The organism is Limosilactobacillus galli (genome assembly GCF_947381495.1).
Taxonomy (GTDB): domain Bacteria; phylum Bacillota; class Bacilli; order Lactobacillales; family Lactobacillaceae; genus Limosilactobacillus; species Limosilactobacillus galli.
In genome coordinates this window covers 1-25,879 of the sequence record NZ_CANCWK010000021.1, presented here as the reverse complement: position 1 = coordinate 25,879, position 25,879 = coordinate 1, and the positions used below count along the sequence as shown (strand labels likewise).

At 52.5% G+C, this 25,879-nt stretch carries 25 protein-coding genes, 1 pseudogene and 1 other annotated feature; of the genes and pseudogenes, 6 read left to right on the top strand and 20 right to left on the bottom strand.

All coding sequences use genetic code 11. The features are described from left to right. Positions 1-121 precede the first annotated feature (121 nt). The 3 genes from gltX to miaA all read right to left on the bottom strand — a co-directional run bounded on the left by gltX (position 122) and on the right by miaA (position 4,313). A complete protein-coding gene (gene gltX / locus QOS10_RS05640) occupies positions 122-1,624 on the bottom strand; it encodes a glutamate--tRNA ligase (RefSeq protein ID WP_283594328.1) in 1,503 nt (500 codons plus the stop codon). Between the two features lie 164 nt (positions 1,625-1,788). Next, on the bottom strand, positions 1,789-3,132 hold the full coding sequence (gene glnA, locus QOS10_RS05635) for a type I glutamate--ammonia ligase (RefSeq protein ID WP_283594327.1): 1,344 nt from the start codon (positions 3,130-3,132) through the stop codon (positions 1,789-1,791). A gap of 257 nt (positions 3,133-3,389) precedes the next feature. Beyond that, positions 3,390-4,313: a tRNA (adenosine(37)-N6)-dimethylallyltransferase MiaA gene (miaA, locus tag QOS10_RS05630; RefSeq protein ID WP_283594326.1), complete on the bottom strand. Its 924-nt coding sequence runs from the start codon at positions 4,311-4,313 to the stop codon at positions 3,390-3,392. A gap of 115 nt (positions 4,314-4,428) precedes the next feature. Between miaA and QOS10_RS05625 the strand changes: the two genes are divergently transcribed. Then, the gene (locus QOS10_RS05625; RefSeq protein ID WP_283594324.1) at positions 4,429-4,605 is read left to right on the top strand and encodes a DUF3042 family protein; all 177 of its coding nucleotides are present in this window, start codon (positions 4,429-4,431) and stop codon (positions 4,603-4,605) included. Between the two features lie 49 nt (positions 4,606-4,654). On the opposite strand, the gene QOS10_RS05620 is transcribed toward QOS10_RS05625, so the two are convergent. The 7 genes from QOS10_RS05620 to QOS10_RS05590 all read right to left on the bottom strand — a co-directional run bounded on the left by QOS10_RS05620 (position 4,655) and on the right by QOS10_RS05590 (position 10,132). After that, positions 4,655-5,074, bottom strand: coding sequence for a rhodanese-like domain-containing protein (locus QOS10_RS05620; protein WP_283594330.1), 420 nt, complete (start codon positions 5,072-5,074; stop codon positions 4,655-4,657). A gap of 15 nt (positions 5,075-5,089) precedes the next feature. After that, positions 5,090-6,061: an ROK family glucokinase gene (locus QOS10_RS05615; protein WP_283594323.1), complete on the bottom strand. Its 972-nt coding sequence runs from the start codon at positions 6,059-6,061 to the stop codon at positions 5,090-5,092. 20 nt (positions 6,062-6,081) lie between these two features. Beyond that, positions 6,082-6,321: a YqgQ family protein gene (locus QOS10_RS05610; RefSeq protein WP_283594322.1), complete on the bottom strand. Its 240-nt coding sequence runs from the start codon at positions 6,319-6,321 to the stop codon at positions 6,082-6,084. A 4-nt stretch (positions 6,322-6,325) separates the two neighbouring features. Next, the gene (locus tag QOS10_RS05605) at positions 6,326-6,985 is read right to left on the bottom strand and encodes a rhomboid family intramembrane serine protease (RefSeq protein WP_283594321.1); all 660 of its coding nucleotides are present in this window, start codon (positions 6,983-6,985) and stop codon (positions 6,326-6,328) included. Between the two features lie 3 nt (positions 6,986-6,988). After that, positions 6,989-7,543, bottom strand: a complete 555-nt coding sequence (locus QOS10_RS05600) for a 5-formyltetrahydrofolate cyclo-ligase (RefSeq protein WP_283594320.1) — start codon at positions 7,541-7,543, stop codon at positions 6,989-6,991. A 217-nt stretch (positions 7,544-7,760) separates the two neighbouring features. Beyond that, positions 7,761-7,910, bottom strand: coding sequence for a 50S ribosomal protein L33 (rpmG, locus tag QOS10_RS05595; RefSeq protein WP_104688004.1), 150 nt, complete (start codon positions 7,908-7,910; stop codon positions 7,761-7,763). 137 nt (positions 7,911-8,047) lie between these two features. After that, positions 8,048-10,132, bottom strand: coding sequence for a peptidoglycan D,D-transpeptidase FtsI family protein (locus QOS10_RS05590; RefSeq protein ID WP_283594318.1), 2,085 nt, complete (start codon positions 10,130-10,132; stop codon positions 8,048-8,050). 223 nt (positions 10,133-10,355) lie between these two features. Between QOS10_RS05590 and QOS10_RS05585 the strand changes: the two genes are divergently transcribed. Then, positions 10,356-12,956: a YfhO family protein gene (locus tag QOS10_RS05585; protein ID WP_283594315.1), complete on the top strand. Its 2,601-nt coding sequence runs from the start codon at positions 10,356-10,358 to the stop codon at positions 12,954-12,956. 41 nt (positions 12,957-12,997) lie between these two features. Here QOS10_RS05585 and QOS10_RS05580 read toward each other — a convergent pair whose 3' ends face one another. The 9 genes from QOS10_RS05580 to QOS10_RS05540 all read right to left on the bottom strand — a co-directional run bounded on the left by QOS10_RS05580 (position 12,998) and on the right by QOS10_RS05540 (position 20,765). Next, entirely contained in the window at positions 12,998-13,393 is a 396-nt protein-coding gene (locus QOS10_RS05580; RefSeq protein ID WP_283594313.1) for a HesB/YadR/YfhF family protein, read from the bottom strand. Between the two features lie 208 nt (positions 13,394-13,601). Then, positions 13,602-14,078, bottom strand: a complete 477-nt coding sequence (greA, locus tag QOS10_RS05575) for a transcription elongation factor GreA (protein ID WP_283594311.1) — start codon at positions 14,076-14,078, stop codon at positions 13,602-13,604. Positions 14,079-14,143: 65 nt separating this feature from the next. Continuing rightward, entirely contained in the window at positions 14,144-14,797 is a 654-nt protein-coding gene (gene udk, locus QOS10_RS05570) for a uridine kinase (RefSeq protein ID WP_283594310.1), read from the bottom strand. Between the two features lie 76 nt (positions 14,798-14,873). Next, positions 14,874-15,224, bottom strand: a complete 351-nt coding sequence (locus QOS10_RS05565) for a hypothetical protein (protein WP_283594308.1) — start codon at positions 15,222-15,224, stop codon at positions 14,874-14,876. 65 nt (positions 15,225-15,289) lie between these two features. Beyond that, positions 15,290-17,707 (bottom strand): phenylalanine--tRNA ligase subunit beta, encoded by a 2,418-nt coding sequence (pheT, locus tag QOS10_RS05560; protein WP_283594307.1) that lies wholly within the window; start codon positions 17,705-17,707, stop codon positions 15,290-15,292. Positions 17,708-17,713: 6 nt separating this feature from the next. Beyond that, positions 17,714-18,760 carry a phenylalanine--tRNA ligase subunit alpha gene (locus QOS10_RS05555; RefSeq protein ID WP_283594306.1) on the bottom strand — a complete coding sequence of 349 codons (1,047 nt, stop codon included), beginning with the start codon at positions 18,758-18,760 and terminating at the stop codon, positions 17,714-17,716. 38 nt (positions 18,761-18,798) lie between these two features. Then, positions 18,799-19,004 (bottom strand) — a binding site (T-box leader). A 47-nt stretch (positions 19,005-19,051) separates the two neighbouring features. Next, complete coding sequence (locus QOS10_RS05550; protein WP_283594305.1) at positions 19,052-19,390, bottom strand: winged helix-turn-helix transcriptional regulator; 339 nt, start codon at positions 19,388-19,390, stop codon at positions 19,052-19,054. 14 nt (positions 19,391-19,404) lie between these two features. Further along, positions 19,405-19,911 carry an HD domain-containing protein gene (locus tag QOS10_RS05545; RefSeq protein ID WP_283594304.1) on the bottom strand — a complete coding sequence of 169 codons (507 nt, stop codon included), beginning with the start codon at positions 19,909-19,911 and terminating at the stop codon, positions 19,405-19,407. 86 nt (positions 19,912-19,997) lie between these two features. Beyond that, positions 19,998-20,765: a TrmH family RNA methyltransferase gene (locus tag QOS10_RS05540; RefSeq protein WP_283594301.1), complete on the bottom strand. Its 768-nt coding sequence runs from the start codon at positions 20,763-20,765 to the stop codon at positions 19,998-20,000. Between the two features lie 107 nt (positions 20,766-20,872). On the opposite strand from QOS10_RS05540, the gene QOS10_RS05535 reads away from it, so the two are divergent. The 4 genes from QOS10_RS05535 to QOS10_RS05520 all read left to right on the top strand — a co-directional run bounded on the left by QOS10_RS05535 (position 20,873) and on the right by QOS10_RS05520 (position 24,163). Then, complete coding sequence (locus QOS10_RS05535) at positions 20,873-21,148, top strand: acylphosphatase (RefSeq protein WP_283594298.1); 276 nt, start codon at positions 20,873-20,875, stop codon at positions 21,146-21,148. 108 nt (positions 21,149-21,256) lie between these two features. After that, positions 21,257-22,213 (top strand): membrane protein insertase YidC, encoded by a 957-nt coding sequence (yidC, locus tag QOS10_RS05530; protein ID WP_283594295.1) that lies wholly within the window; start codon positions 21,257-21,259, stop codon positions 22,211-22,213. A gap of 80 nt (positions 22,214-22,293) precedes the next feature. Then, complete coding sequence (locus QOS10_RS05525) at positions 22,294-22,704, top strand: peptide deformylase (protein WP_283594294.1); 411 nt, start codon at positions 22,294-22,296, stop codon at positions 22,702-22,704. A 142-nt stretch (positions 22,705-22,846) separates the two neighbouring features. After that, positions 22,847-24,163, top strand: coding sequence for an MATE family efflux transporter (locus tag QOS10_RS05520; RefSeq protein WP_283594292.1), 1,317 nt, complete (start codon positions 22,847-22,849; stop codon positions 24,161-24,163). A gap of 73 nt (positions 24,164-24,236) precedes the next feature. Here QOS10_RS05520 and yjeM read toward each other — a convergent pair. Next, a pseudogene (gene yjeM, locus QOS10_RS05515) lies at positions 24,237-25,681 on the bottom strand (glutamate/gamma-aminobutyrate family transporter YjeM). Positions 25,682-25,879: the final 198 nt, after the last annotated feature.

Genomic DNA, 25,879 nt, shown 5'->3' with positions numbered 1-25,879 from the left:
TAAATCAATGGTACAGCAAGTAACAAAAAACGATAAAGATAAGAATTCATCTTATCCTTACCGAATATCATAGAACCAACAAAAGCCGGACGGTCATCCCGTCCGGCTTTATTCATAATATTTACTTGAATGCGGCAATCATCCGGTCAAGCAATTCAATATCGGTCTTGCGTGAGTAAATGTCCATGATCTCGAAGATCTGTGGAGCAGAGGTAGCCCCGGTGAAGGCCAGGTTCAATGGGAAGTAGAGGTACCGACCCTTGATGCCAGTTTCCTTGCCAACTTCCTTGATAGCTTGGCTGTAATCGAGGTCGTCGCCACCGTTGACCAGCTTGTCCTTCAGACCGTTCAGAACGGCGAGTACGTCGTCGTTGTTGAAGTCTTCATTGTCAACCAGTTGGTCGTAGTTGAAGTGTTCGTCCAGAACATTGTAGTAGCTCCAAGCATATTCCATCACTTCAAGCAGCTTGTTGACGTCCCGCTGGTGAACGTGGATCGTCTTCTTGATGATGTCACAGAGGTCATCTTCCGGAATGCTCTGCAGGCGCTTTGCTTCCTCAGTTTCGCCTTCCTTGACCAGTTCCATCGTCCGGTCGGTCAGTTCATCAACTGACATCTGCTTGATGTATTGGGCGTTCATCCAGTCCAGCTTCTTTTGGTCGAAGTAGGCTGGAGCCTTGGACATCCGGTCAGGATCGTAAACCTTGATCAGCTCATCCTTGGAGTAGATTTCCCGCTCGCCCTTTGGAGACCAGCCCAGGAATGCGATGAAGTTGAAGATAGCTTCGTGAAGGTAACCGTGCCGCTTGTATTCACTGATAAACTGCAGGGTATCCTTGTCCCGCTTACTCAGCTTCTTCCGGGTCTTCGGGTTGAAGATCAATGGAATGTGGCAGAAGGTTGGGTGCTCCCAGCCCAGTGCTTCATAGATCGCAATCTGCTTTGGCGTGTTGGAAATGTGATCGGCACCACGCAGGACATGGGTAATGTCCATGGAGTGGTCGTCGACAACAACGGCAAAGTTGTAGGTTGGCATCCCATCACTCTTTTCAATGATGAAGTCGCCACCGAGGTTGTCAGAGTTGAAGGAAACGTGACCCCGGGCAATGTCATCCCATTCGTAGTCATGGTTCTTTGGGAAGTGGAAGCGGATGGTTGGCTTGAGTCCCTTAGCTTCAGCCGCCTTCTGATCCTCTTCACTCCGGCCGTACCAACGGCCATCGTAGTGCGGCGCTTCCTTGTTGGCACGCTGACGTTCCCGCATCTCCTGCAGTTCTTCCTCAGTCGTGTAGTCCTTGTAGGCAATCCCCTTGTCCAACAGTTCTTGGATGTACTTGTGGTAGATTCCCTTGGCGTTCCGTTCACTCTGCCGGTAAGGTGCGTACTTTGGATTTGGCTTGTTTGGACCTTCATCCCAGTCGATTCCTAACCAGTGCAGGTTTTTCCGCTGACTGGCTTCACCGTCTTTAACGTTCCGCTTAGTGTCGGTATCTTCAATCCGCAGTACCATCGTACCGTTGAAGTGCCGTGCAAATAAGTAGTTAAACAATGCTGATTGGGCATTTCCAATATGCAGGAAACCAGTTGGACTTGGTGCATACCGAACTCTGACCTTTTGATCCATTTTATCTCGATTCTCCTTTAGTAACTAATTAACAGCAAAAAGCCGCTATTACAACAAGTATAATTGTATCTGAATGTCGGCATTTGTCAATTGACAGCAAGAAAAAGCTGAAAAGCAGCTTTTGGGGCCGCTTTCCAAGCTTTTTACTCACGATTCAATTGAATTTAGTACTTTTCCATGTACTGTTGCCGTTCCCAGTCGGATACGTGCTGACGGTAGCCGTCATATTCCCACGTCTTGGCTTCCATGAAGCTCTTGTAGAGGTGTTCACCCATGGAGCCCTTGATGACGTCATCGGCGGCTAGGTCCTTCAGAGCATTGTGCAGGGTGTCAGGCAGGTTTACGATTCCTTTTTCCTGCCGTTCTGCCAGGCTCATCTGGTAGATGTTTTCGTCGATGTTGTGAACTGGTGGCAGGTCGTTGCGCAGACCGTCCAGGCCGGCTTCCAGGACACTGGCAATTGCCAGGTACGGGTTAGCGGATGGATCAGCTGACCGCAGTTCCAGCCGGGTCCCCATGCCGCGGTCGTTTGGAATCCGGACCAGTGGTGACCGGTTGGAAGTGGACCAGGCAACGTAGACTGGGGCTTCGTAGCCAGGAACCAACCGCTTGTAGGAGTTAACGATTGGATCACAGATTGCAGTGAAGCTCCGGGCGTGCTTCATCAAACCGCCCAGGAAGTGGTAAGCGGTCTGGGAAAGCTGGTTCTTATCATCCTTGTCGTAGAAGGCGTTATGACCTTCCTGATCAAACAGGGACATGTTCAGGTGCATCCCGGAACCGTTGATCCCTGACAGCGGCTTTGGCATGAAGGTAGCGTGGAGGCCGTACTTCTTGGCAATTGTCTTAACCACCAGCTTGAAAGTTTGGATGTTGTCGGCAGCTTCTAAGGCGTCGGCGTACTTGAAGTCAACTTCGTGTTGGCCCGGAGCAACTTCGTGGTGGGCTGCTTCAACGTCAAAGCCCATCTTTTCCAGGGCTAAAACGATATCGCGCCGGCAGTCTTCACCCCGGTCAGCGGGTTCCATGTCAAAGTAGTTTTCCTGGTCGTTAACCTTGGTGGTTGGGTTGCCATTTTCATCAAGCTTGAAAAGGAAGAATTCTGGTTCCGGTCCAATGTTGAAGTCCTTGAAGCCGAGAGCCCGCATATCCTTCAAGACCCGCTTCAGGTTGTTCCGCGGATCACCGGAGAATGGGGTGCCGTCGGTGTTGTGGACACTGCAGATGACCCGGGCCACCTTACCGTGTTCTGCCCCCCATGGGAAGGTCAACCAGGTGGACATGTCTGGGTACAGGTACATGTCACTCTCTTCGATCCGGACAAAGCCATCGATGGATGAGCCATCAAACATGATCTTGTTGTCCAGCAGCTTATCCAGTTGACTTACCGGCAGGTCAACACTCTTGATCGTCCCCAGCAAGTCGGTGAACATTACCCGCAAGAAACGAATGTCTTCATCTTTCACCATTTGACGAACTTCATCTTTTGTATATTCTCGCTTAGCCATTAAAATTCATTCCCTTTCAGTAAAAAGCCAGTTACGCTAAAGTATGATGGTGACCATGGTCTTAATTTTATTAAGTCCCGTCTGCAAGCGGCGATACCCGAACAATCATTTTTGAAATAGACCAATAAACATTAAATGTTCGTAAAATCAGTCCACAATTACCTTTTCAATACGTTTTTAAGGATACCAATCCGCCCTGAACAAGTCAATTAATATCGAAATTTTAAGATAATTAAAATCTTTTTGCCCGATCGACTTTACTTAATTAACCATGACTGGACCAATTCGTTAATTTGTTCAGGCTGATCTTTACCGCTGACCAGGTCAAACCAGTGGACATCCATCTTGTTGCGGAACCAGGTCAGTTGGCGCTTGGCATAGTGGCGCGAATCCTGCTTAACCTTGCGCACCGCCGTGGCCAGGTCAATCTCCCCGGCAAAGTACGGGAAAAACTCGTGATAGCCGATTCCCTTCCTCGCTGGCAGGCTGGCCCCGTCGTGATCGTACAGCCAGCGGGCCTCGTCCAGCAGTCCTTCCTTCATCATCAGGTCGACCCGCCGGTTGATCCGGTCATACAGGACGGGCCGGTCGGTCGTCAGCCCAATCAGCAGGTAGTCATTAGCGCTCTTCTGGCGGGGCTGATCGGAAAAGCGCCGCCCGGTCTTCTCAATGACCTCGAGGGCCCGGATCACCCGGCGGAGGTTCCCCTTCTCGATGTGCTGCTCAGCTGCCGGATCGAGTTCGGCCAGGCGCTGGCGGACGTATGCCGCCCCCCGCTCCTCAGCCAGTTGCTGCCAGTGCTGCCGAATCTGGGCCGATCGATCGTCAAAGTGGTCCTGCCCCAGCGTGAGGTTCTCGGTCAGGGTCTGCAAATAAAACCCCGTGCCGCCAACCACCAGGGGCAGGTGCCCCCGACCGGCAATGTCTTTGATCGCCTGCTCGGCCTGCTGCTTGAACATGGCGGCGGAGTAACGCTCCTGAATGTCACAGATGTCAATTAGGTGGTGCGGGACCCCCGCCATCTCCGCCTTGGTGATCTTGGCCGTCCCGATGTCCAAGCGGCGATAAACCTGCATCGAGTCACCGGAGATCACCTCGCCGCTGAAACGCTTGGCAAGGTCAATCGACAGGGCCGTTTTCCCCACCGCGGTCGGGCCCATAATCGCAACTATTTTTGTCATTTTATTTTCTCCCACAATTTATAAATTATCGCAAAATTTACTGTAAATCACTGGTAAATCATACCTAAGTAAATCATAATAGAATTAACTAAATAACTAAAGGGGGAACTGTGTTATGAAACAATTCACTAAGGGTGTTTTCATCGGTGCTGCATCAACCATTGCCGCATTAGCAAGCGGGGCCTTGGCATTCCACAAGAAGGTCATCAAGCCAGTTGAAGAACAAGAAGAAAAGTTTGACGAAAACCGGAAGGCTGCTATTCGGAAGGGGCGTTCCGCTCATCAAATCTAATTCTAACCGAACAAAAACAGGAGGCTGAATTCAGTCTCCTGTTTTTGTTTTAATATTTAGCTTTCTTGGTCTTGCCATCCCAGCTGTTGTAACCACCCTTTAAGATGTATAGCTTGTGGTAGCCGTGCTTGCCGAGGAAAGTCGCCGCCTGGGTACTGATGGCCATTCCCTGGTCATACATGTAAACAGGCAGATCAGGCCGCAGCTCGCCGTATTGCTGCCGCAGGTAAATGTACGGCAGGTTCCGGGCACCGAGAATATGGCCAGCCCGAAATTCGTTTTCCTGGCGCAGATCGATTACCTGAGCCTTCCGAATTCCCTTTTGGAACTCGTCCTCGTCCAAAACGGTTGCGTAATGATTGCGCCGCCAGTATTGGAAGAGCCAGGTCAATAGCCAGGCCACCAAGAGGATGATGATAACAGTGTTGAAGATTAATAATCCTTGACTAACTCCTAAGATCACGATCAGTTCGCCTCACTACTATTAATCATTAGCAAATTGACGTGCCAGTGAAGCCGCACCGATTACCCCGGCATCGTTACCAAGTTCAGCCAGCTTGAGTTGAGTAGAAGTCCGGACAGTTGGGAAGGCGTACTTTTCGAAGTTCGCCTTAACCCGCTTCAGCAGGAAGTCCCCGGCAGCGGAAACCCCACCACCGATCACAACGAATTCGGGGTTCAAGACGTTGCTCAGGTTAGCGCAAGCCAGACCCAGGTAATGGCAAACTTCGTCGACAACCTTGTTTGCCAGGTAGTCGTTTTCCTTAGCCAGGTCAAAGACGATCTTGGAAGTGATCTCGTCACCGTTGTCGATCATGGCCTTCAGCCGACTGTTGCCCTCGTATTCTTCAGCCTTATCTTGGGCAATGTGAACAACCCCGGTTGCGGAAGCGTATTGTTCCAGGCAACCACGGTTACCACAAGTACAAAGGTAGCCATCTGGCTGAACAACCATGTGGCCGACTTCACCACCGGCACCAACCAGACCGTGGATCAGCTTGCCGTTGGCGATGATTCCACCACCGACACCGGTACCCAGGGTAATGAAGGCCACATCGTCACCCTCGTTACCGGCACCCTTCCAGCGTTCACCAAGACCGGCCACGTTGGCATCGTTATCCAGGGCAAACTTCATCCCGGTACCTTCTTCGATAGCTTCCTTGACGTTTTGGGTTGTCTTCCAGTTCAGGTTGTAGGCACCAACAACGGTCCCCTTGTCCCGGTCGATCGTTCCGGGAGTCCCCATTCCGATCCCGATAAACTGGTCCTTGTTCATCTTGTACAGGTCCAGGTGGTGGTTGATTGATTCAATGATGTCAGGGACGATGTGTGACCCTTCGTCCAGGGTGTTCGTCCGGATTGACCACTTCTGTTGAATCTCACCGTTTTCCGTCAAAATTGCAAACTTGATGGTCGTACCACCAAGATCAACACCAAATAACTTCTTGTTTGCCATAATAATTCCTTTCTTGGGGATTAATACAGTTTCCCCGTTTGTTCTCGTTTCAATTCTTCACGATGTTCCTTGCGCAGGACAATCTTCGCCTTCATATAGGTTGATTGATCAACCACTCCTGCCTGGTGGAGATTGTCAAGCTCAATTGCCATCAGTTCGATGTCGTATAAGCGCTTGCCGACGTATACAAATACATTAAACTGCTTGAGCAGCTGCTGAACATCGTACAACGTCCTAAATTCACGTGGAACCATTGCCATAATATCAGCTCACTTCCCAAATTAGGACTAGGATACCAACAATCAACATCCCGGCACTCAACCAACGCTTGTTCGTTGCCACCGGCCCAATTTTAGGGGCGGCCACAACGTACGCCATCAGGAAGCCGGCGAACAGACCCCCGATGTGTCCCGCCAGGTCAATACCGGGCACCAGCAGGTCGGTCCCAATGTTTAACAGGACCAGGATCAGGAACTGACGACTGAGCTGGCGAATCGCCAGGTTTTCCCGGAAGGACTCACCCAGCATCAAAAAGGCCCCGAACAGGCCGAAAATCGCCGTGCTGGCACCGGCCGCCAGACTGCCGGATAGCCAGTAGGCACTGCAAAGATTCCCGACAATGGCACTGACAAAGTAGATGACCAGCATCCGCCAATGGCCAAACAGCTGCTCAATGTAGAGGCCCAGAAAATACAGGGTCAGACTGTTGATCAGCAAATGGGTAAAGCCAATGTGGACAAAGACCGGGGTGATCAGCCGCCACCACTGGCCGGCCCGCAAGAGTTCTGGTTGCAGTGCCCCAAAGCGAACCAGGACCGCCGGATTAGTCGATCCGCCGGCCAGAGTCATCGCCAGGTACACCAGCACCTGAATGACCACCAGGGTAATGGTGACGGGCGCTAGGGACCAAGTACGTGATCGCATCAGCTAGCACTCCGCCAGGTTCAGGACCTTAGCAATCTGCTGGTCGTGCTCGTCTGCCTGCCACTCGCCATCGTCGGCCAGTTGGGTTGGCAGGGCCAGGGCAATCGTATCACCATGGTACTTGCTCAGGTAGCGGTCATAGTAGCCGCCGCCAAAGCCAAGCCGTTTGCCATCTTGGGTGAAGGCCACCCCCGGGACCACCATCAGATCGATCTCATCGGGCCCAAATACCCGACCATCCGCCGGTTCAAGAATACCAAAGGAACTTTCATTAAAGTTAGTGCTCTCCGTAATCTCGACGAACTCCATCTGCCGCTTGGGAAGGGTCCGGGGAACCACCACTGTCCGCCCCTCATGACGGGCGTGCAGCAGGATCGGGGCCGTATCGATCTCAAACGACTGGCTGAGGGTCAATGCCACCGTTTTGGCGCGCATCCACTCGAGTTGGTTGAAAAGCATCGAAGTTAAACGTTTCTCTTCACTAAGACGTGTATTAAGATCTAGCTGTTGCAGCCGTGCGATGTAGGCCTGCCGCAGCTCATTCTTGGAATACGCCATTATTCTCATATCTCCCCTTTATACAAAATGATAAACGGTTACAAGAATACATTATTACAGGTCCGCCTATTTTTTGCAAGCGTTTTTTCACTAGGTGAACCGATTCACAGCTTGCGGCTGGCCGGAACATTAATTCACTTGGGTCAGAATCGAACACACAAAAAAACCAGCAATTGCTTTAGAAGCAATCTACTGGTTTGATGAACCAAGTAAAAAATTACTTAGTTTCGCGGTGTAATGTCACCTTGCGTTCCCGTGGGCAGTATTTCTTTAATTCAAGCCGGTCGGGATTGTGACGACGGTTCTTGCTGGTTAAGTAAGTCCGCTCGTGGCATGAAGTGCATTCAAGGGTAATGTTGACACGCATGAGTTATAACCTCCAAACTTTATTTGATCTTAATTGGTTATTTATCGTAACCCTAACTCGTACAACTATATCATTTATTAATTGGTTTGGCTAGTGATTTAGCAAAGTTTGTTAAGGAAATTACCTTGACAGTTGCTTTATTCACCGTCAGTAAAGCCCTTTGGCGACTGAACCATCTTCCAGTAGGCCTGGAAAATCTGCTTGGCCATATTCAGGTTCGCTCCACCATCACTATTTGTACAACCAGGGATAGCCAGGGCAACAACTACCTGCGGATCGTTAGACGGTGCATAACCGGCAAAACTCAGAGTGGTAGTCTTGTGACCATCAGAAACCGTTTCGGCTGTCCCGGTCTTCCCGGAGATTGAAGGCTTGACGCTGGACAATGCTCGACCGGTGATGTAGGTGTTAGAACCATGAACCACCTGGTACAGTCCTTGGTGAACAACATCGAAGTATGACTTCGGAGCTGGGATAACCTGCTGAACCTGGGGCTGAGTCGTGTATTCAACCGGGCCCAGCTTACCATTGCTCTGGGTTCCGCGAATTTCCTTAACAATGTAAGGACGCATCCGGTTCCCGCCGTTGGCAATGGTTGACATGTACTGAGCCAACTGGATGGTAGTGTAACCGTCGTAGTTCCCGTAGGCCAAGTCCAGTGCTGAACCAATGTGCTTTTCGTCAGAAGGACCGGTGTACCCAGCGGTTTCACCCGGCAGGTCCACCCCGGTCTTTTGACCAAGGCCGAACATGTTGAAGTAGTACCGCTCCTTAGCAAAGATGCTTGGCTTCAGGGTCATTGGGGCGTTATCGTGATAGTCCATTCCCCCCTCTTTCATGATCAGTTGCATCATGTAAGAGTTTGAGGAAACTTCTAGGGCCGTTGGGGCATTCACCGCCATGTTAGCGGAACCGCCATGGTTGAACCAGGAACTCTTGGCAGAAATCCCTTCCACCTTAATTGGCCGGTCAACCAGGGTGTTGTTGGTAGGCGTAATGACCTTGCTCATCAAGCCTCCCATCACCGTAGCGGGCTTAACAACCGACCCCATCGTAATTGGGTGGTTGATGGCACCGATTTGGTCATCAGTCTGCTTACCGGTCTTCGTGTCACGGTCGATTCCGGCCATGGCCAGGATGGCACCGTTGTGGGGGTTCATAACCACTGCGTAGACCCCTGAGGAGTAGCCGTTACCCGCAGAGGCGTAGTTATTCTTCAGGATCTCCTGCACCCGCTGCTGGAACTTGGAATTGACAGTCAATACCAGGTTATCCCCCTTCTTGCCAGGGTACTTGACAACTTCCTTGGTAACATTATTACCATTCGTCGTAACCTCGGTCTGGGACTTGGAACCGGCCAGCGTGGCCTGGTATTCCTTTTCAAGGTAGCTCTGCCCCACGCTATCGTTTCGCGAGTACCCCTCGGAAAGCAGGCTGTTAACCTCATCACTTGGCAAACCCGTAGTGGAGACGGTCCCGGTCAGGCTCTGGACGTCCTTGCCCTGCGGATAGTTCCGGGTCCAGGCCGTCCCGATCTTAACCCCGGGCATCTCGTTAAGGTGCTCCCCGACGGCCGCCAATTCGCCAGCCGTAACGCCGGTCTCCTTAATGTAGGTCGTTGACAAGGAGTAGGCCCCGCTCATGGCTGCGTAGATTCGGGCGTTGTTCTTCTGCTGGCTGGTCAAATGCCAAGCATCCGGATGACTATTCAGATAGTTAAGGGCCTTATCGTACTTGTCGTCATCGCTATCACTACTGCTGGTTTTAACATGCTTGAGGACGCTATTCAAACGGCCCTTATCTGCTAGGTAGTAATCCTCTTCATTCCGGTCAGTCAAGCGGGAATTCTTGTTGGTGACCGTCACGTACCTGCCCAGCCGGTTAGCAATCTTATAAAGATCATCCGTCGTAACGTTGGAACCCTTAGTATAGGTAATTGCCTGGTGGGTCTGGTTGCCGACCATGACATTTCCTTGGGAATCATAAATCATCCCCCGCTGGACGTTATTGGTCTGAATCGAGGTATCCGAGCGCTTAACCTCCGCCTTGTAGGCTGAACCGTTCAGCACCTGCAGATAAAAGAGCCGGGCCGTCAGTGCCAGCAACAGGATCCCGACAATCCACAGCAGGAAGTTCAGCCGAAACGGAATCACGGACTGAGCACTACGTTTCTTTCGATTTTGCGAATTAAACAATCTTTTTATTCGATCAAAGACTTTCACAAGTTAATTCTCCTTCAATTGTAGTGACGATATTATTCTACCAAATTTTGTTATTGGGCGCAGAGGACCCTTCACTACTAACTTAAGAATAATACTCTTTATTTATGAAAAAATGAACACTTAAGTATCATGATTTACTTAAATTTAATCCTTCAGAGACGATTTTCTTCATAAGATCGGTATATAATATTCAGCAATACTAATAAGGGAAGGAAAACTCGTTGTGATTCGCCATAATTGGAAAAAACAGCATGCATTAATATTGACCGGAAGCTTCCTGATTCCGGTCATCCTGATGGGGGCCTACTTTGCTTATCGGCAAATGGCTCCCTTTGGCCCCAGCAGCCTTTTAACGGTCGACCTCGGCCAGCAATATGTCGACTTTTTCGCTTACCTGCGTAACATCATCCTCCACCACCCCGGCTCCCTGTTTTATTCATTCAGCAAGGGACTGGGCGGTGAGATGCTGGGAACCAATGCCTACTACCTCTTCAGTCCCCTCAACCTGATTCTGATCTTCTTCCCTGGAAAATGGCTGACCAGCGGGGTGATGGCCCTTACCCTGCTCCGTTACGGCCTAGCGGGAATGGCCTTTGCCTGGCTGCTCCTTAAGACCCGGCTGCAAAGCGGCTTTCGGATCTGGGCCTTCAGCACTGCCTACGCCCTCAACGGTTGGATGATCGCTAACCAGCTCAACATGATCTGGCTCGACGCCCTGGTCATCCTGCCGCTGATCATCTGGGGACTGCTCAGACTCATCCACGACGGCCATCCGGGAACCTACATTGCCTGGCTGGCGGTCATGATGATCGATAACTACTACATGGCCTGGATGATCTGCCTGTTCACCATCCTCGTCGTCTGCTGGCAGCTGCCAACGCTGGCGGATTGGCGGACCCGGCTGAAGACAACCGGGGTCTACCTGGCCAGCTCCATCGCCAGTGCCGGTATTGCAGCGGTCACCCTCCTGCCAACCATCTATGCCCTGACTACCAGCAAGGGGACCTACACGGAGGCCATCATCAGCAGCAAGCTGGAATACCAGCCGCTCAAGATGCTCGGTAAACTGGTGCCCGGGTCATTTGATTTCAACCAGATGCCCAGTGGCCAGCCCAACATCTATATTGGTATGCTGCTCATGATCGGTGCAGCCCTCTACTTCTTCAACGTCCACATCAAGTGGTCGCAGCGGCTCGTTGCCGGCCTGGTTACCATCTTCTTTATCCTATCGTTCTGCTACGAACCACTGGACCTACTTTGGCACGCCGGACAGTTTCCGGTCTGGTACCCGTACCGCTTCTCGTTCATCTTTGCCTTCTGGTGCATCCTGCTCGCCGCCCGGGTCCTGCAGCCATCCTACCAGCTGCAATGGCCGGGTGCACTGGCAATTTTGATTATCAGCGGTCTGGTCTTCTGGGTAACTGGCCAGCTCAAATTGGCGTACCTGTCAACCAGTCAGCGGCTCATCGGCCTGGGGTTCGTCGTCGTTTCGCTGGCAGCATTGATGATCGCCCGGCGGAATTCCCCCCGCCTGTACGACTTCCTCATCGTTCTGATCGTGGCCTGTGACGTTGGGACCAGCGCCTTCACCAGCCTCAACAAAATTTCCTACGTCTCCCAGGCTGAGTTCGGCAAGTACACCCAGCAGCTCGACCAGGCCAGTCAACAACTGAAGCACCATGATTCCGGTTTCTACCGGGTCGCCAAGACCTTCATGCGAACCAAGGATGACCCCATGCAGGGCGACTTTTACTCCGCCGATCACTTCGGTTCCACCCTGGAGCCGCCGATTCCAGCATTCATGGGTGCGATTGGCCAACCAGCTGGGGATGGCTTTGTCAGCTACGACAATGGAACCCAGGTCAGCGACGCCTTGCTCGGTTTCAAGTACATAATGACCGCCCGGCACCACGGGATCGAGGACGGGGAACAGATCATGCCGCTATCCGGGTACCGGCCGGATTGGGCGCGCCTGAAAAAAGTCAATCAGACCAGGATGATTACCAGCCGCGAGAGCCCGGCCGCCCTGCCGATTGCGTTCGGGGCTAGTTCGGAGATCTTCCAGCTCGGCAAGGCCACCCTGGATCCGCTCGGCTACCAGTCCCAAATCTTCCAGGCATTGGCGGGCCGGCCGATCAACCAGCCGTTGTTTATCGTCCAAAACTTTACCTCGGTTAGCTTCAATAATGTTCAAGCCGCCCACCAGATCACGGGCACGACTTTCAAAAAGCAAAACCTCTTGAAGCCGGCCACGATTAAGCTGAAGTTCACGCCACCGACCAACGACTCCTACTACCTCACCCTCGGCCCCGAGGTCAAGGATAGCGCTTCGATCAGCTTGAACCGCCGGGACTTCAGCCAATACGATACCTACCGGGATACCGTCGTGATCAACCTAGCCCACCACCAGAAGGGTAAGCTGGTTACCATCACCTTCCGCCTCAAGAAGACCAGCGCCTGGCTGCAGAACGTCAGCGTCTACCGGTTGAACCAGCGGGCCTTTAATGCCAGTCTGAGTACCCTGCAGCAATCGCCGCTGAAGATTCAAAAGGCCACGCCAACCAGCATTAAGGGAACGGTCCATATTCACCGTGGGCAGTCCGCCCTCATGACGACCATCCCCGCGGCCACCGGTTGGCACGTCCGCATCGACGGTCACCGGGTTCAGCCGCGGACCGTCATCAGCATCTTCATGGCCCTGCCGATCACCAGCGGGACTCACCGGGTTGAATTCTACTACCGGCCGCCATTCCTGATCCTCGGGGTGATTGTCACCGTCGTCAGCCTTGGCCTGACCTGGTACATCACTAAACGACAGCGTTAAAAAACAGCCACTCAGGAAAGCTCCTGGGCGGCTGTTTTAATTTAGTGTTCAAAGTGTTGGGAGGCTCCGGTCGAGGCATCCGCCTGATTATCGGAGTGATCATCCTGGTCGCTCTTCATTCCGGCAACATCTGGGGCCTCGTTCTGATCTTCATGCTGGAAGTGGAAAACGGGGCCATCGGCGTTGGCATCAACGGTCGTAATCAAGCGGGTGAAGAACCACTCATCAACTTCATTGACGTGGTAGTTGATCCCGTCTTTGACCACTTCCAGCACCGGATCGATCGGGTGGTTATCCTTGGCAAAGGCCTGGGAAAAGCCATGGTGAACCTCCGTCCGGCCATAGACCTTGCCATAGAACTTGATCCCATCCCCCGGCTTCAGATCCATCTCATTCTTGAACCATTCATTAGCGGCATCGGTAACAATTAACTTCATACTTAAATCCCCTTTACTCGTTCGACTAGTTTTATGATAGCACTTTCATCCTGCTAAAGATACCATCTGACGAGCAAAATGCCAAGCAATCTGCCTATGCCGGATAATGTTTTAAGATCCGGGCATTCCAGCGGGGACAGGATCAAAGACCTATTTAAAACCAAAAAAGCCTGCGGCAAAGCTAACCCTGCCGCAGGCTTCTTCAATCTTACTTGACGTCTAAGATCTTAACCTTCATCGTGCCATTTGGAATGTCGATGTTGACCTCTTCACCGATCTTGTGGCCAAGCAGCCCCTTAGCCATTGGTGATTCGTTGGAAATCTTACCGTTGATGGGGTCGGATTCGGATTCACCGACGATGGAGTAGGTTTCCGGTTCTTCGTCAGGAAGTTCCTTAATCGTAACTTCCCGGCCCATGGAAACTTCATCCTTAGCAACGTCTTCGTTGTCAATGATGACCGCGTATTGCAGCATGTTTTCGATTTGAGCGATCTTGCCTTCAACCATTGCCTGTTCGTCCTTAGCTGACTCGTATTCTGAGTTTTCAGAAAGGTCACCGTAACTCCGGGCAATCTTGATGCGCTTGATAACTTCTGGACGACGCTTCATCTTGTAGTTTTCAAGTTCTTCTTCTAGCTTCTTCTTCCCTTCAAGGGTCATTGGAAATTCTTTTTCTTCAGCCATATCTAATTCACTCCTCAAATTTTATCCAGTGGCTACATTACCATTCTGCCAGGTGTTTGTAAACTCTATTGCAGGGTGTGGCCCCGCTTAACCAGGATGTCGCGAACCTTAGTCGTCAGGATATCGATGGCCACCCGGTTCTCACCACCCTCGGGAACGATGATGTCAGCGTAGCGCTTCGTCGGTTCCACAAACTGGTGGTACATCGGCTTAACCGTTGCCAGGTACTGGTTGATTACTGAATCCAGGGTCCGGCCCCGCTCAGCCATGTCCCGCTTGATCCGCCGAATAATCCGAATATCATCGTCGGTGTCAACGTAGACCTTGATATCCATCAGGTCCCGCAGACGTTCATCATCCAAGATCAGGATTCCTTCCAGGATAATCACATCCTGGGGTTCAACATGGACCGTTTCGGCTGACCGGGTGTACTGGGTGTAGTCGTACACAGGCATCTCGATTGCCTTGTTGTTCCGCAGGTCGGACAGCTGCTTAATCAAGAGATCGGTGTCAAAGGCCAGGGGGTGGTCATAGTTGACCGCCTTCCGCTCGGCCATTGTCATTGATGACTGGTCATTGTAGTAGGTATCCTGGGTGATGATCTGGATGGCCTGGCCATGCAATTGGTTATAAATTGCCTTGCTGACCGTGGTCTTCCCACTCCCCGAACCACCAGTAACACCGATGATAATTGGCCGCCGCTGTTCTTTTGTACTCATTGTCTAAATTACTGCTCCTCTAAATATAAATTAATCCCAAATAGTATATAGCACTCTGCCGGCCACGGCAATCCCCCTACCGCTTTTCTGCGGCCCGGTTCTGCTGGAGAACCCCCGCCAGCTCGGGAACTGTCGCCGACCTGGCCAGACGAAATTTTCCCGCCTTCACGCCATGGGTCTTATGGGTCTGGAGGTAGTAGTAGAAGACAAACTGACTGCGAACCAGGTGGTGCTCCTTCATTATCTTAGCAACTCGATGGTCGGTTGCCCCAGCCGGAATCACCACCGTCACCCGCTGGCGGCTGCTCGGATCCACCGGCTTCAGTGAATAGTTGAAGTACTGGTGAATAGCCAGGCCGGCAACAACGATGATTCCGATCAGGAAAATGACCAGCCGATTTTGCCGTTTTAATTGATCGTTATTCAACTTTTAGCCTTCATAAATACAAATAATGTGGGACTGCACCGTGGCAAGTCTCACATTATTTTAGTTTAACGAATTTCAGCGGACAGGTCGTCTTGCAAGGCCTTCGTGACCTTGTTGAAGGCGGCGTTGACCTGGTCTTCCGTCAGCGTATCGTGGTCATCCTGGTAGGTCAGGGTGTAAGCCAGCGACTTCTTACCGTTTGGCAGATGCGTGCCGCTGTAGACATCGAAGAGGTGAACGTCCTTCAAAAAGGCCCCGCCACGCTTGTCGATGACATCCATGATCATCTCGTTGGTGACATCATTGTCAACTAACAGGGCAATGTCCCGGGTGATGGATGGGTACCTACTGATTGGGTGGTACTCGTTGTCAACCTTTGGTGCTGCGATCAGGGCCTCAAGGTTAAGCTCGAAGACGTACGTTGCTGGAATCTTGTATGCCTTGGCCGTGCTTGGGTGAACCTGGCCGAGGAACCCGATCAATTGACCGTCCAACAGGATGTTAGCGGTCCGGCCGGGATGCATCTCCTGGCGTGACTGATCGGCAACATAGGTTACCTTGCCCGCCAGCCCCATGTTGTGGAGGTAGCGTTCGACGATTCCCTTGACCTGGAAGAAGTCAACCGGACGGTCTTCGGTGTGCCAGTCGTTGGCCAGCATCTGACCAGTGATCGCACCAGCAAGGTGTTCCTGTTCCTCTGGACGTTCGCCGCCCTTTGGCAGGAAGACCCGGCCTTCTTCGTAGAGGGCCACGTTATCGACATTCCGGGAAACGTTGTAGGCGATGTCCAGCAGCAGGCCGCTGATGATGCTCATCCGTGTAGCCACGTGGTCGGAACTCATTGGGAAGTCCAACTTCATTGGTTCAGCCACGGGGTCAATCTGGAACTGCTTAGCCTTGTCGACCGTCGTCAGGGAGTAACTGATGGCTTGCGTCAGACCCATCCCCTCAAGGTCATGCCGGCTAGCTCGAATGAACCGTTGCCGGGCAGTCAGGCCACCCCGGTTCCGGGTCATCACTGGCAGGGTCTCCGGCAGGTTGTCGTAGCCGTAGATCCGGGCAACTTCCTCATAGAGGTCCGCCGCAACGAAGATGTCCCACCGCCGGGACGGAACTGTGACGACAATCTGGTCATCTCCGTTTACCTGGTAGCCGAAGTTGAGCCGCTTGAAGACGTCTTCCACATCGGCCATCTTCAGGTCGGTGCCCAAGACATGATTGATCTTGTTAAGAGATAGGGTGATCTGCTTATCAATGGCTGGTTTCTCACTGCCCGTAACGATACCCTTGGTTACCTGGCCGCCTGCCAGTTCCTTAATCAGTTCGGCAGCTTCGTCTAAGGCCGTCTCAACGGTTGCCGGGTTGATCCCCCGCTCAAACCGCATTGAAGACTCACTGTGCAGGTCTAATCTACGGGCCTGCTTCCGAACCATGACGGGGCCAAAGATGGCTGCTTCCAGAGCCACCGTGGTCGTCTGGTCAGAAACGGCGGTTCCTTCACCACCCATCGTGCCGGCGAGGGCCACTGGCTGACCGGCAACCGTTACCAGGATGTCGTTAGCCTTCAAAGTCTGTTCATCCCCGTCCAGGGCGGTGAACTTCTCCCCATCGTTGGCGTGGCGGACCCCGAAGTCATGACCAGGCAGCTGGTCGTAGTCGTAGCTGTGCAGCGGTTGACCGTACTTCAACAGAATGTAGTTGGTAACGTCGACCACGTTGTTGACTGGCCGGATTCCGGCGTTCCACAGACGGATCTGCATCCACAGCGGACTGTCGGCAATCTTAACCCCCTTGATCACCCGCAGCTTGTAGGTTGGCGCAATCTTTTCGTCGTCAATCTGGGCACTGACCAGTTCGCTCGTTGCCTGGTCGGCGTTTTCCTCAACCGGAAGTTCCTTGAAGTGGGGCTTCAGGTTGTAGAAGGCGGCAATGTCGTTGACGTTCCCGTATATACTCAGCATGTCCCCACGGTTAGGGGTAACATCCGTATCGATGATCGGGTCATCCATGCCCAGGTAACCGAAGACTGGTTCGCCGACCTTGGCGTCATCCGGCAAGAAGTAGATGCCGGCCTCGTAATCCTTTGGGGCGATCTTATCGCTGAAGCCGATCTCCTGGAGGGCACAGAGCATCCCGTTGGATTCGACACCGCGGATTTTGCCCCGCTTAATCTTGACGTTGTCCGCAATCCGGGCACCGCTCAGGGCAACGATGACCTTCTTGCCGGCCTGGACGTTGGGAGCGCCGCAGACTACTTGGATGGGATCATCCTCGCCGACGTCAACCTGACAGATGTGCAGGTGGTCGGAGTTCGGGTGTTCCTCGACACTCAGGACATCCCCAACAACAATCTTCTTCAAACCGTCGTCCATCTTGTAAACATCGTTAATATCAACCGACGTCCGGGCAATCTTTTCTGCAAGGTCGCGTGGCTCAACGTCCAGGTCGAGGTATTCCTTTAACCATTGGTATGATACTTTCATCTTACATTATCCTTTCTCGTCGAATTGATTTAAGAACCGTACATCGTTTTGGTAAAAGTTCCGGATATCGTCAACGCCGTACTTCAGCATAGCGAACCGGTCGGGACCCAATCCGAAGGCAAAGCCGCCGTATTCTTCAGGGTCAACCCCGGACATCTTCAGGACGTTCGGGTGCACCATCCCGGCACCGAGGACTTCAATCCAGCCGGTGTGCTTGCAGATTGCACAACCCTTGCCCATGCAGTTGAAGCAGGTGATGTCGGCTTCGACAGAAGGCTCCGTGAATGGGAAGTAGCTTGGCCGCAGGCGGACATCCAGCTTGTCACCGAAGAGGGATTGGGCAACGACCTTCAGGGTTCCCTTGAGGTCAGCCATGGTGATGTGCTTGCCGACAACCATCCCTTCAATCTGGTTGAACTGGTGACTGTGGGTCGCATCATCGGTATCCCGCCGGTAAACCTTACCTGGGGAGATCATCTTTAGTGGGCCCTGGCTGAAATCGTGTTTTTCCAGCATCCGCGCCTGCATTGGCGAGGTCTGGGTCCGCATCAAAACAGATGGGGTCACGTAGAAGGTATCCTGCATGTCACGAGCGGGGTGGTCCTTTGGCAGATTCAACTTTTCAAAGTTGTAAACTTCCTGCTCCACTTCATCCCCAACGGCAACTTCGTAACCCATGGAGACGAACAGGTCCACCACTTGATCAATGATCTGTTGGATGACGTGCGGCTGTCCCTGGGCCACGGGGCTGCCAGGCAGGGTAACATCAACGGTTTCCGCCTGGAGTTCCGCATCCAAAGCGGCCTGTTCCAGGGCCGCCCGCTTTTCTTCGATGGCTGCGGTCAGGTCGTCACGAACCTTGTTGGCAAACTGCCCAACCTTTGGCCGTTCCTCGGCACTGATGTCCCGCATCCCCCGTAAAACATTGGTGATCGGGCCCTTCTTCCCCAGCATCTTAACCCGAATTTCATTAATCCGCTTGAGGTCGGACGAGTTTTCAATCTCTTGCAATCCTTGCTGGCGCAGGTCAGCAAGTTTCTCTTTTAATCCCATGCTTTCAACTCCTTTGTAAATAAAAAAAGCCTCATCCCCATAGGGACGAAGCTTCGCGGTACCACCCTAGTTTATAGGCAGGCGCCTATACACTTTAATTGATCAATAACGGTGATCGACCGGAATACCATTACATATCGGCTCGGGAAATGAAATTCACCGGGACAGGCTGGCCACCGCTCGCAGAATCATGGTGACTCTCTGACAACCATTACCGGCTACTAGTTTCCGTCATCGCTTTTAACTATACTAAGTATTCTAATGACTCGACAAGGATTGGTCAAGCCCCAATTAGCACCACTTATCGCTCCATGCATGAACTTCCTTCATCACTGGTGCTAACTCGCGTCCCCGCGTCGTCAATGAATAATCAACCCGACTGGATCCCGGATAGGTGTTCCGCACGATGATCTGGTCATCCTCGAGTTCCTTCAATCGTTCGCAAAGAACCCGGTCACTGCACTTGCTGACGCTGTTGGCAATGTCCTTGAATCGTAAGGTGTCACTCTCCAGTAAGACTTCAATAATCAAGCCATTCCACTTTTTGCCTAACATCATAAAGGTTTGAGTGAACTTGGGACACAATTGACAACCACCATCCGCAACCGGTGTACTAGCTTCGTGTTGCATATGATGTCTCCTTCCTACCAAATAGTCCGCATCCGACGCTTCTTAATCCGGCGACGAAGTTTGGCCCGCATCGGACTAAAGAATTCGTGTTCTGCTTCAAAATCATCAACCAATGAAACAATTAAGCTTTCTGGGTACCGAGGCACAGCGAGCGTCGCCCCAAACATGTGCTTCAGGATGATGTCTTTTTCCATCTTGTTCAACGGGGTAATCTTTTCCGCATTCCGCAAGGCCACCCGGGGATGGATGAAGGCGTGGGTACCAAGGTCAAACTTGGTCGTCCGCCAGTCATAGTAGAACAGGTCATGGAGCAACCCGGCCCGGGCAACACTCCGGTAGTCAAGGTGGAAACGCTTAGCAATCCTGTAGCTATCGTAAGAAACCGCAATTGAATGTTGCAAACGATTGGAGTGATGGTGCTGGGTATATTTAGCGAGCTTCTTAACGGCAGGCTGAGCCAGCAGGTCAGAAACGATTGAGACGTATTCTTGATCGTTGCGCCACTCATTCTTTGATTTCATGTAATACCCCTTTTCTATTGGTTACCATCATCATACATGATAGCTAGCCAAAAATAAATTATTTTGCTTTTCAAAAGTAAGTAGTCTTACTGGTTCAGCTGGAACATCAGAATCCCGGCTGAGATGGCCACGTTCAGTGACTCCGCCTCGCCCCGCATCGGGATGTAGAGGTTATCAGTGGTCTGAGCGAGCAGTTCGTCGCTCATCCCCTGACCCTCATTTCCCATGATCAGGGCAAAGGTCTTACCAGGATGGACATCCCGGAAGTTCTTAGCCTGCGGATTCAATTGGGTACCGTAGACCGGTGCCCCATTCGCTTTGAAATCCGCAATCCATTTCCGAAGGTCACCCTCAAAGAGCTGAAGGTGAAACTGGCTTCCCTGCATGGAGCGAACAACCTTGGGGCCGAAAAGGTCAGCAGAAAGATGCCCAACAACGACACCTGTGAAGCCAGCGGCATCCGCCGTACGGACCATGGTTCCGACATTGCCCGGATCCTGGACCCGGTCAAGGAACAACCAGGCCCCGGTCAGTGGCTGCTGGGGAACCCGGTGGGCATCTGGCAGGTCAACGACGGCCGCAATTCCCTGCGGTGTGACGGTATCGGTGATGTGCTTCATGATCTCCTCGGTCACGGCATAGGCCTCCGCCGCGTGGTCGAACAGGTCCTGGTGCTGATCCAGCTGCTCACTGGTCCCGATCAGCTGGTGAATCGTCACCCCGGCCTGCAGGGCCTCGTTGACCAGGTGCCAACCGTCTAAAAGATAATAGCCGGTCTGCTTGCGAAACTTCTTGGTCTGGAGCTTTTTCCAGTCCTTAACGTGTTGATTGTGAATTGATGTTAATTCTTCCATAAGTTAAACTACCCTTCCTCTTAAGATAATTATACCATGTTATGGGTGTACAATATCTTTAACTAACCAACGGCTTTTATAATTTTTCATTAAGGAAGTGAACACATTTGATTAATGTCCAACTAACCATCACGGGCCGGGTTCAGGGGGTCGGCTTTCGCTGGGGAACCCTTCAAATTGCTCGCCAGCTTGGCCTTTGCGGCTTTGTCCGCAACCAGGCTGACGGAACAGTCTACGTCGAGGCCCAGGGACCCAAGGAGACTGTCGACCGCTTTATCCGCCACCTTGCTCAAGGCCCCACCTCCTACGCCATTATCGACCGCATCCAGCAAACGGCTGGGCACCTCACTGACTACAGGGGCCAATTCACCATCCGGCGCTGATTTATGATGATGCTCCGGGTGGCTTTTCAGTCCACTTTAGAGTAAGATATGTACTGTTTATCCATATCAAATTGAAAATAATTAAAGCAAGGGAGAATTAAATACCGTATGAAACATAAACGCCTTACAGTCGTCGGCCTGCTGACGACGATGCTCCTGCTGCTGAGCGGGTGTGTCCGGACCACCAAGAGCGGCCGGCCCTACGGCTTTGTCTATGACTACATGGCCAAGCCGATGCAGCACCTGATGGAATGGCTGGCTGGCTACATGGGGAACAACTATGGCTGGGCAATCATCGTGATCGTGGTGATTGTCCGGACGATCCTGCTGCCAGTGATGTTCTCACAGATGAAGAAATCAACTGTCACCCAGGAGAAGATGGCCCAGATCCAGCCAATGATCAAGGAACTGTCCGCCAAGCAGCGGGCTGCCAAGACCCCTGAGGAACAGGCTGCGGTTAGCCAACAGATGATGGCCCTCTACCGGGATAACAACATCAGCTTGACCGGGGGGATCGGCTGCCTGCCGCTATTAATTCAGCTGCCAGTCTTCGCCGCCCTCTATGCCGCCATCCGCTACTCACCGGACCTCTACCACGCCACCTTCTTCGGGATCGCGTTGGGGAAGCCAAGCATCCTCTTTGCCATCTTGTCCTTCATTGCCTACGCCGTCCAGAGCTACCTCGGCCTGGTCGGCGTACCGGAAGAACAGAAGAAGCAGATGAAGATGGCCATTTGGATGAGCCCATTCATGACCTTCTTCATCTCACTGACTTCCTCCGCCGGCTTGGGGCTCTACTTCTTCATCGGGGGGCTCTTTGCTATCCTGCAAACCCTGATGGTTAACGCCTACCGGCCACGGATCCGCAAGCAGATCGCCGAAGAGGCCAAGAAGCACCCGGTTAAGATACCCGCTGCTCCGGCCACGCCAAGTTTCGCTTCAAGTGATACAGCCGATGCTATCGACCAGCTCAAGAACCCAGATCCGGCTAAGAAGATGGCCCTGCGTAATCGGCAACGAAACGCCGGCAAACAGCAACACCATAAGTCGAACAATAATAAATAGTCTTTAAATCATCAGTGGCTGGAAGAAAAGAATGGTTTTCTTCCAGCCACCTTTATTTCAAGCTTAAGGAGGACACTAGAATGATCAAAAACATTGTTACCAATATTGAACAACTGCGTCAGCCATCGGTCCCCGCCACCAAGGCCGATCTTCCCCTGGCCACGGACCTCCGGGATACCCTGGCTGCCCACCAGGATCACTGCGTCGGCATGGCTGCCAACATGATCGGCGAACACAAGCGGGCCATCATTGCCCAGCTCGGTCCCATCCCCGTCGTGATGTTCAATCCCCAGTTGACCAGCCAAAGCCAACCGTACCAAACTAAAGAGGGCTGCCTCTCCCTGACCGGTCAGCGGCCAACCAAACGCTTCAAGAAGATCACCGTCCAGTTTTACAACCAGCAATGGCAACGCCAGCAGCTAACCCTGACGGACTTTGCTGCTGAAATCGTCCAGCACGAACTTGACCACTGTAACGGAGTAATTATCTGATCTTTACCCTATGAAAACTTGGGTGGTATCTGATAGGATTAAGGAAATAAGGGTTGCAGAATCGCCGGGTTTTGCCACAAAATCACGGTTCCTCAAACAGGCGTCCGCAAGCGGGGGATGAGGACCAATTGGAGGAATTAGTATGAATTCGACACAAGCAATCAAACACGAGGTTCGGCACTACGTTGTCCGCAACGTCATCGCCACCATGGGGATGTCCCTCTACGTCCTGATCGACACCCTCTTCATCTCAATTGCCGCTGGCGCCCTGGGGCTGACCACCCTCAACCTGGTGCTCCCCCTCTTCAACGTCTTCAACGGGGTCGGCCTCCTGCTCGGGGTCGGCGGGGCCACCATCTTCTCGCTCAACAAGGTCCTTCATCCGGACCGGGTCAAGGACCTGTATAGCCAGCTGATCATCTTTACAGCTGGATTGGGGATTATCCTGGCTATCCTGCTCAACGTCTTTGCAACGCCGGTTGTGAACTTCCTCGGTGCCAATGACCAGACCCGGCAGATGGCGATCATCTACCTGCGAATCTGTGCCTGGTCCGGTCCCCTGTACATGTGCAACTACATCACCATCAATTTTGTCCGCAATGACGGGAACCCAACACTGACAATGCGGGCGACCCTGACGGAGACCCTCTCCGTCTTCCTGATTGACTGGTTCTTCATCTTCGGCTGCGGGCTCAAGATGGAAGGGGCCGCCCTGGCCGTCCTCTTCTCGCCGCTCATCAGCCTCATTGTCCTCTCCCGCCACCGCCGCTTTGCAAACCGCCAGCTCCAACTGCACTGGTCACGTCCTCAATTGGTCAATCTCGGGCGTTCGGCCAAGTTGGGGGTTGCCGCGGCCTTGAACGAGCTCAGCACGGGGGTCAGCATCTACTTCTTCAACCACGTCCTCCTGCAACTCGCCGATAATTACGCGGTCGCGGCCTACGGGGTGATCTCCAACATCGCCATTGTGGTGCTGGCCATCGCCAACGGGGTCGCCCTGGGGGTCCAGCCGATTGCCAGCCGGGAGTACGGACAGAAGCACTTTGCCAGTGTCAGAACCACCCTTAAGACGGGGATGGTCATCACCCTCCTGCTGGCAACGATCAGCTTCATTATCCTGCTGGTCTTCAAGCTGCCGATCATCAGCGCCTTCAACACGGCCCACTCCACTCAGCTGGTTAAGTACGCCAGCGTGGGGTTGCCGATCTACTTCACTAGTGCCTTCTTCAGCGCCCTCAACCTGCTCTTCATCCTGTTCCTGACAGCAACAAACGCGGCCCGGGCCTCCTTCACCCTCTCCATCCTACGGGGGTATGTCATTCTCCTGCCCGCCATCCTGATCCTTGCCGCCCTGGTCGGAATCAACGGGGTCTGGGCAGCAGTTCCCGTCACGGAGTTCCTGGTCTGCATCATTGCTGCCATCTTAGTTCACCAGCGGATCAAACAGTTTAACTACTAAAACAAAAAATGAGCTCATGGCAAATTCTGTCTTGTCATGAGCTCATTTTAGCTTAAAAGCTACTCTTAACTTTTTATAGGTTTAAGTGGTGCTTCCTAACCGCGTGCCGGTAGAAGAGCCAGGCCACGATTCCGAAGAAGACCGGCCCAAATGCCGTCCAGAAGGCCGTCTGCAGGTCGTGATCCAGGATTGGCTGGATGCAAGTAAAGATGATTCCCAGGCAGACGATAATCTCAACGAAGACGACCAGGACATTTGTCCAGAAGCGGTTCTTGAAGACTACAAAGTCGTGCGGAATGTTCTTCTTCTGGAAGATCGGGAAGGCCCCAACTAGGAAGATGTATGGGGCACAGGCTGAAACGTTCACCATGTCGGTCAGGATCTGATAAAAGGCGCTGGCTGCGGATCCCCCGAACGAAATCAGGAAGATGATGCAGCAAACGAAGATTGCTTGCATCCACATGGCAAAGGCCGGCATCCCATGCTTGTTCAGCTTGGTAACCCGGGCTGGCCACAGCTTCGGGTTGGCCCCCATGATGAAGGACTTGATCGGTGAGTACACCAGCAGGAACATGGCCCCGAGCATCCCCATCAGGCCGGCCAGAGCAATCATCCGGGTGAAGATATCACCCAGGATCAGGTTTACCCCGTGACTGAAGCCCAGCGAGGCCCCCATCATGTAGCCCAGGCGATCGAAGACCACATAGGTAACGTTTCCCAGGTTAACACTCGGCCGGGCAATTACGTGGTCGTAGTTGACCGTGAACCCAGTCATCAGGATCATCAGGACGTAACTGCCAATCGTCAGCAGTGACCCGATCACCAGACCCCGTGGGAAGGTGTGTTCCGGATCCTTCATACTATCGGTAACCCCACCGAGGTTCTCCATCCCGCTATAAGCAAAGATGGCATAGACCACGAAGGAGATCACCGCGATCGGCGTCTTAAAGGCCGGGTTCGGGGATTCAAAGAAACTGGCGACCCCGTGAATCGGTTGGGCCGTGACCCCCTTATTAGCGATAATCGCCACCAGACTCGCCAGGATGAAGATCACATTCATTGCAATCATGAAAGCCCCACCAAAGGAGCTGATCTTGGTAATCCCGTTCATCCCCTGCGAACTCAGCAGGGTCACCAGCATGACAAATAGAATTGCCAGGATTCCGATCAATTCGGTCGAATTGAAGATCCAGAAGTGCCAGCGCTGAGTGGTATCATGGCCAAACAGCAGTGCCGAAAGGGTGATCCACAACCGGGAGGCACTCGAGACCAGCCAGAGAATCCAGCTGGACAGCCAGATAAAGGTCCCGATAAAGGCCATCTTTTCACCGATCGAACCAGCCAGGAGTAGATGCCCCCCTTAGCGTCCTTAAACGCCGACCCGTATTCCGCCATCATCAGACAGCACGGAAAGAAGAAACATACTCCGGCTAGAATATACCAGAACATCCCTGCATAGGCCATCTGGTCATACGCGATCGAGACGTTCCCAAAACCATAAATTGTCGAAATTATCATCAGCACCAGGGTGGGTGTGGTGATTAATTTCTTTTGCTTGTCGTCCACAAAAATTCAACTCCCCCAAGTAAGATACTTTATTATTTTAAGTGGCTCCCTTTTATTATAAGATAACTCAGTCTAGTCAACCACCACGCCCTAAAGGACGTGGCTTGTGAGCAAACACCCTTCTGATGAGTGCTTGAACCACAATTTGCA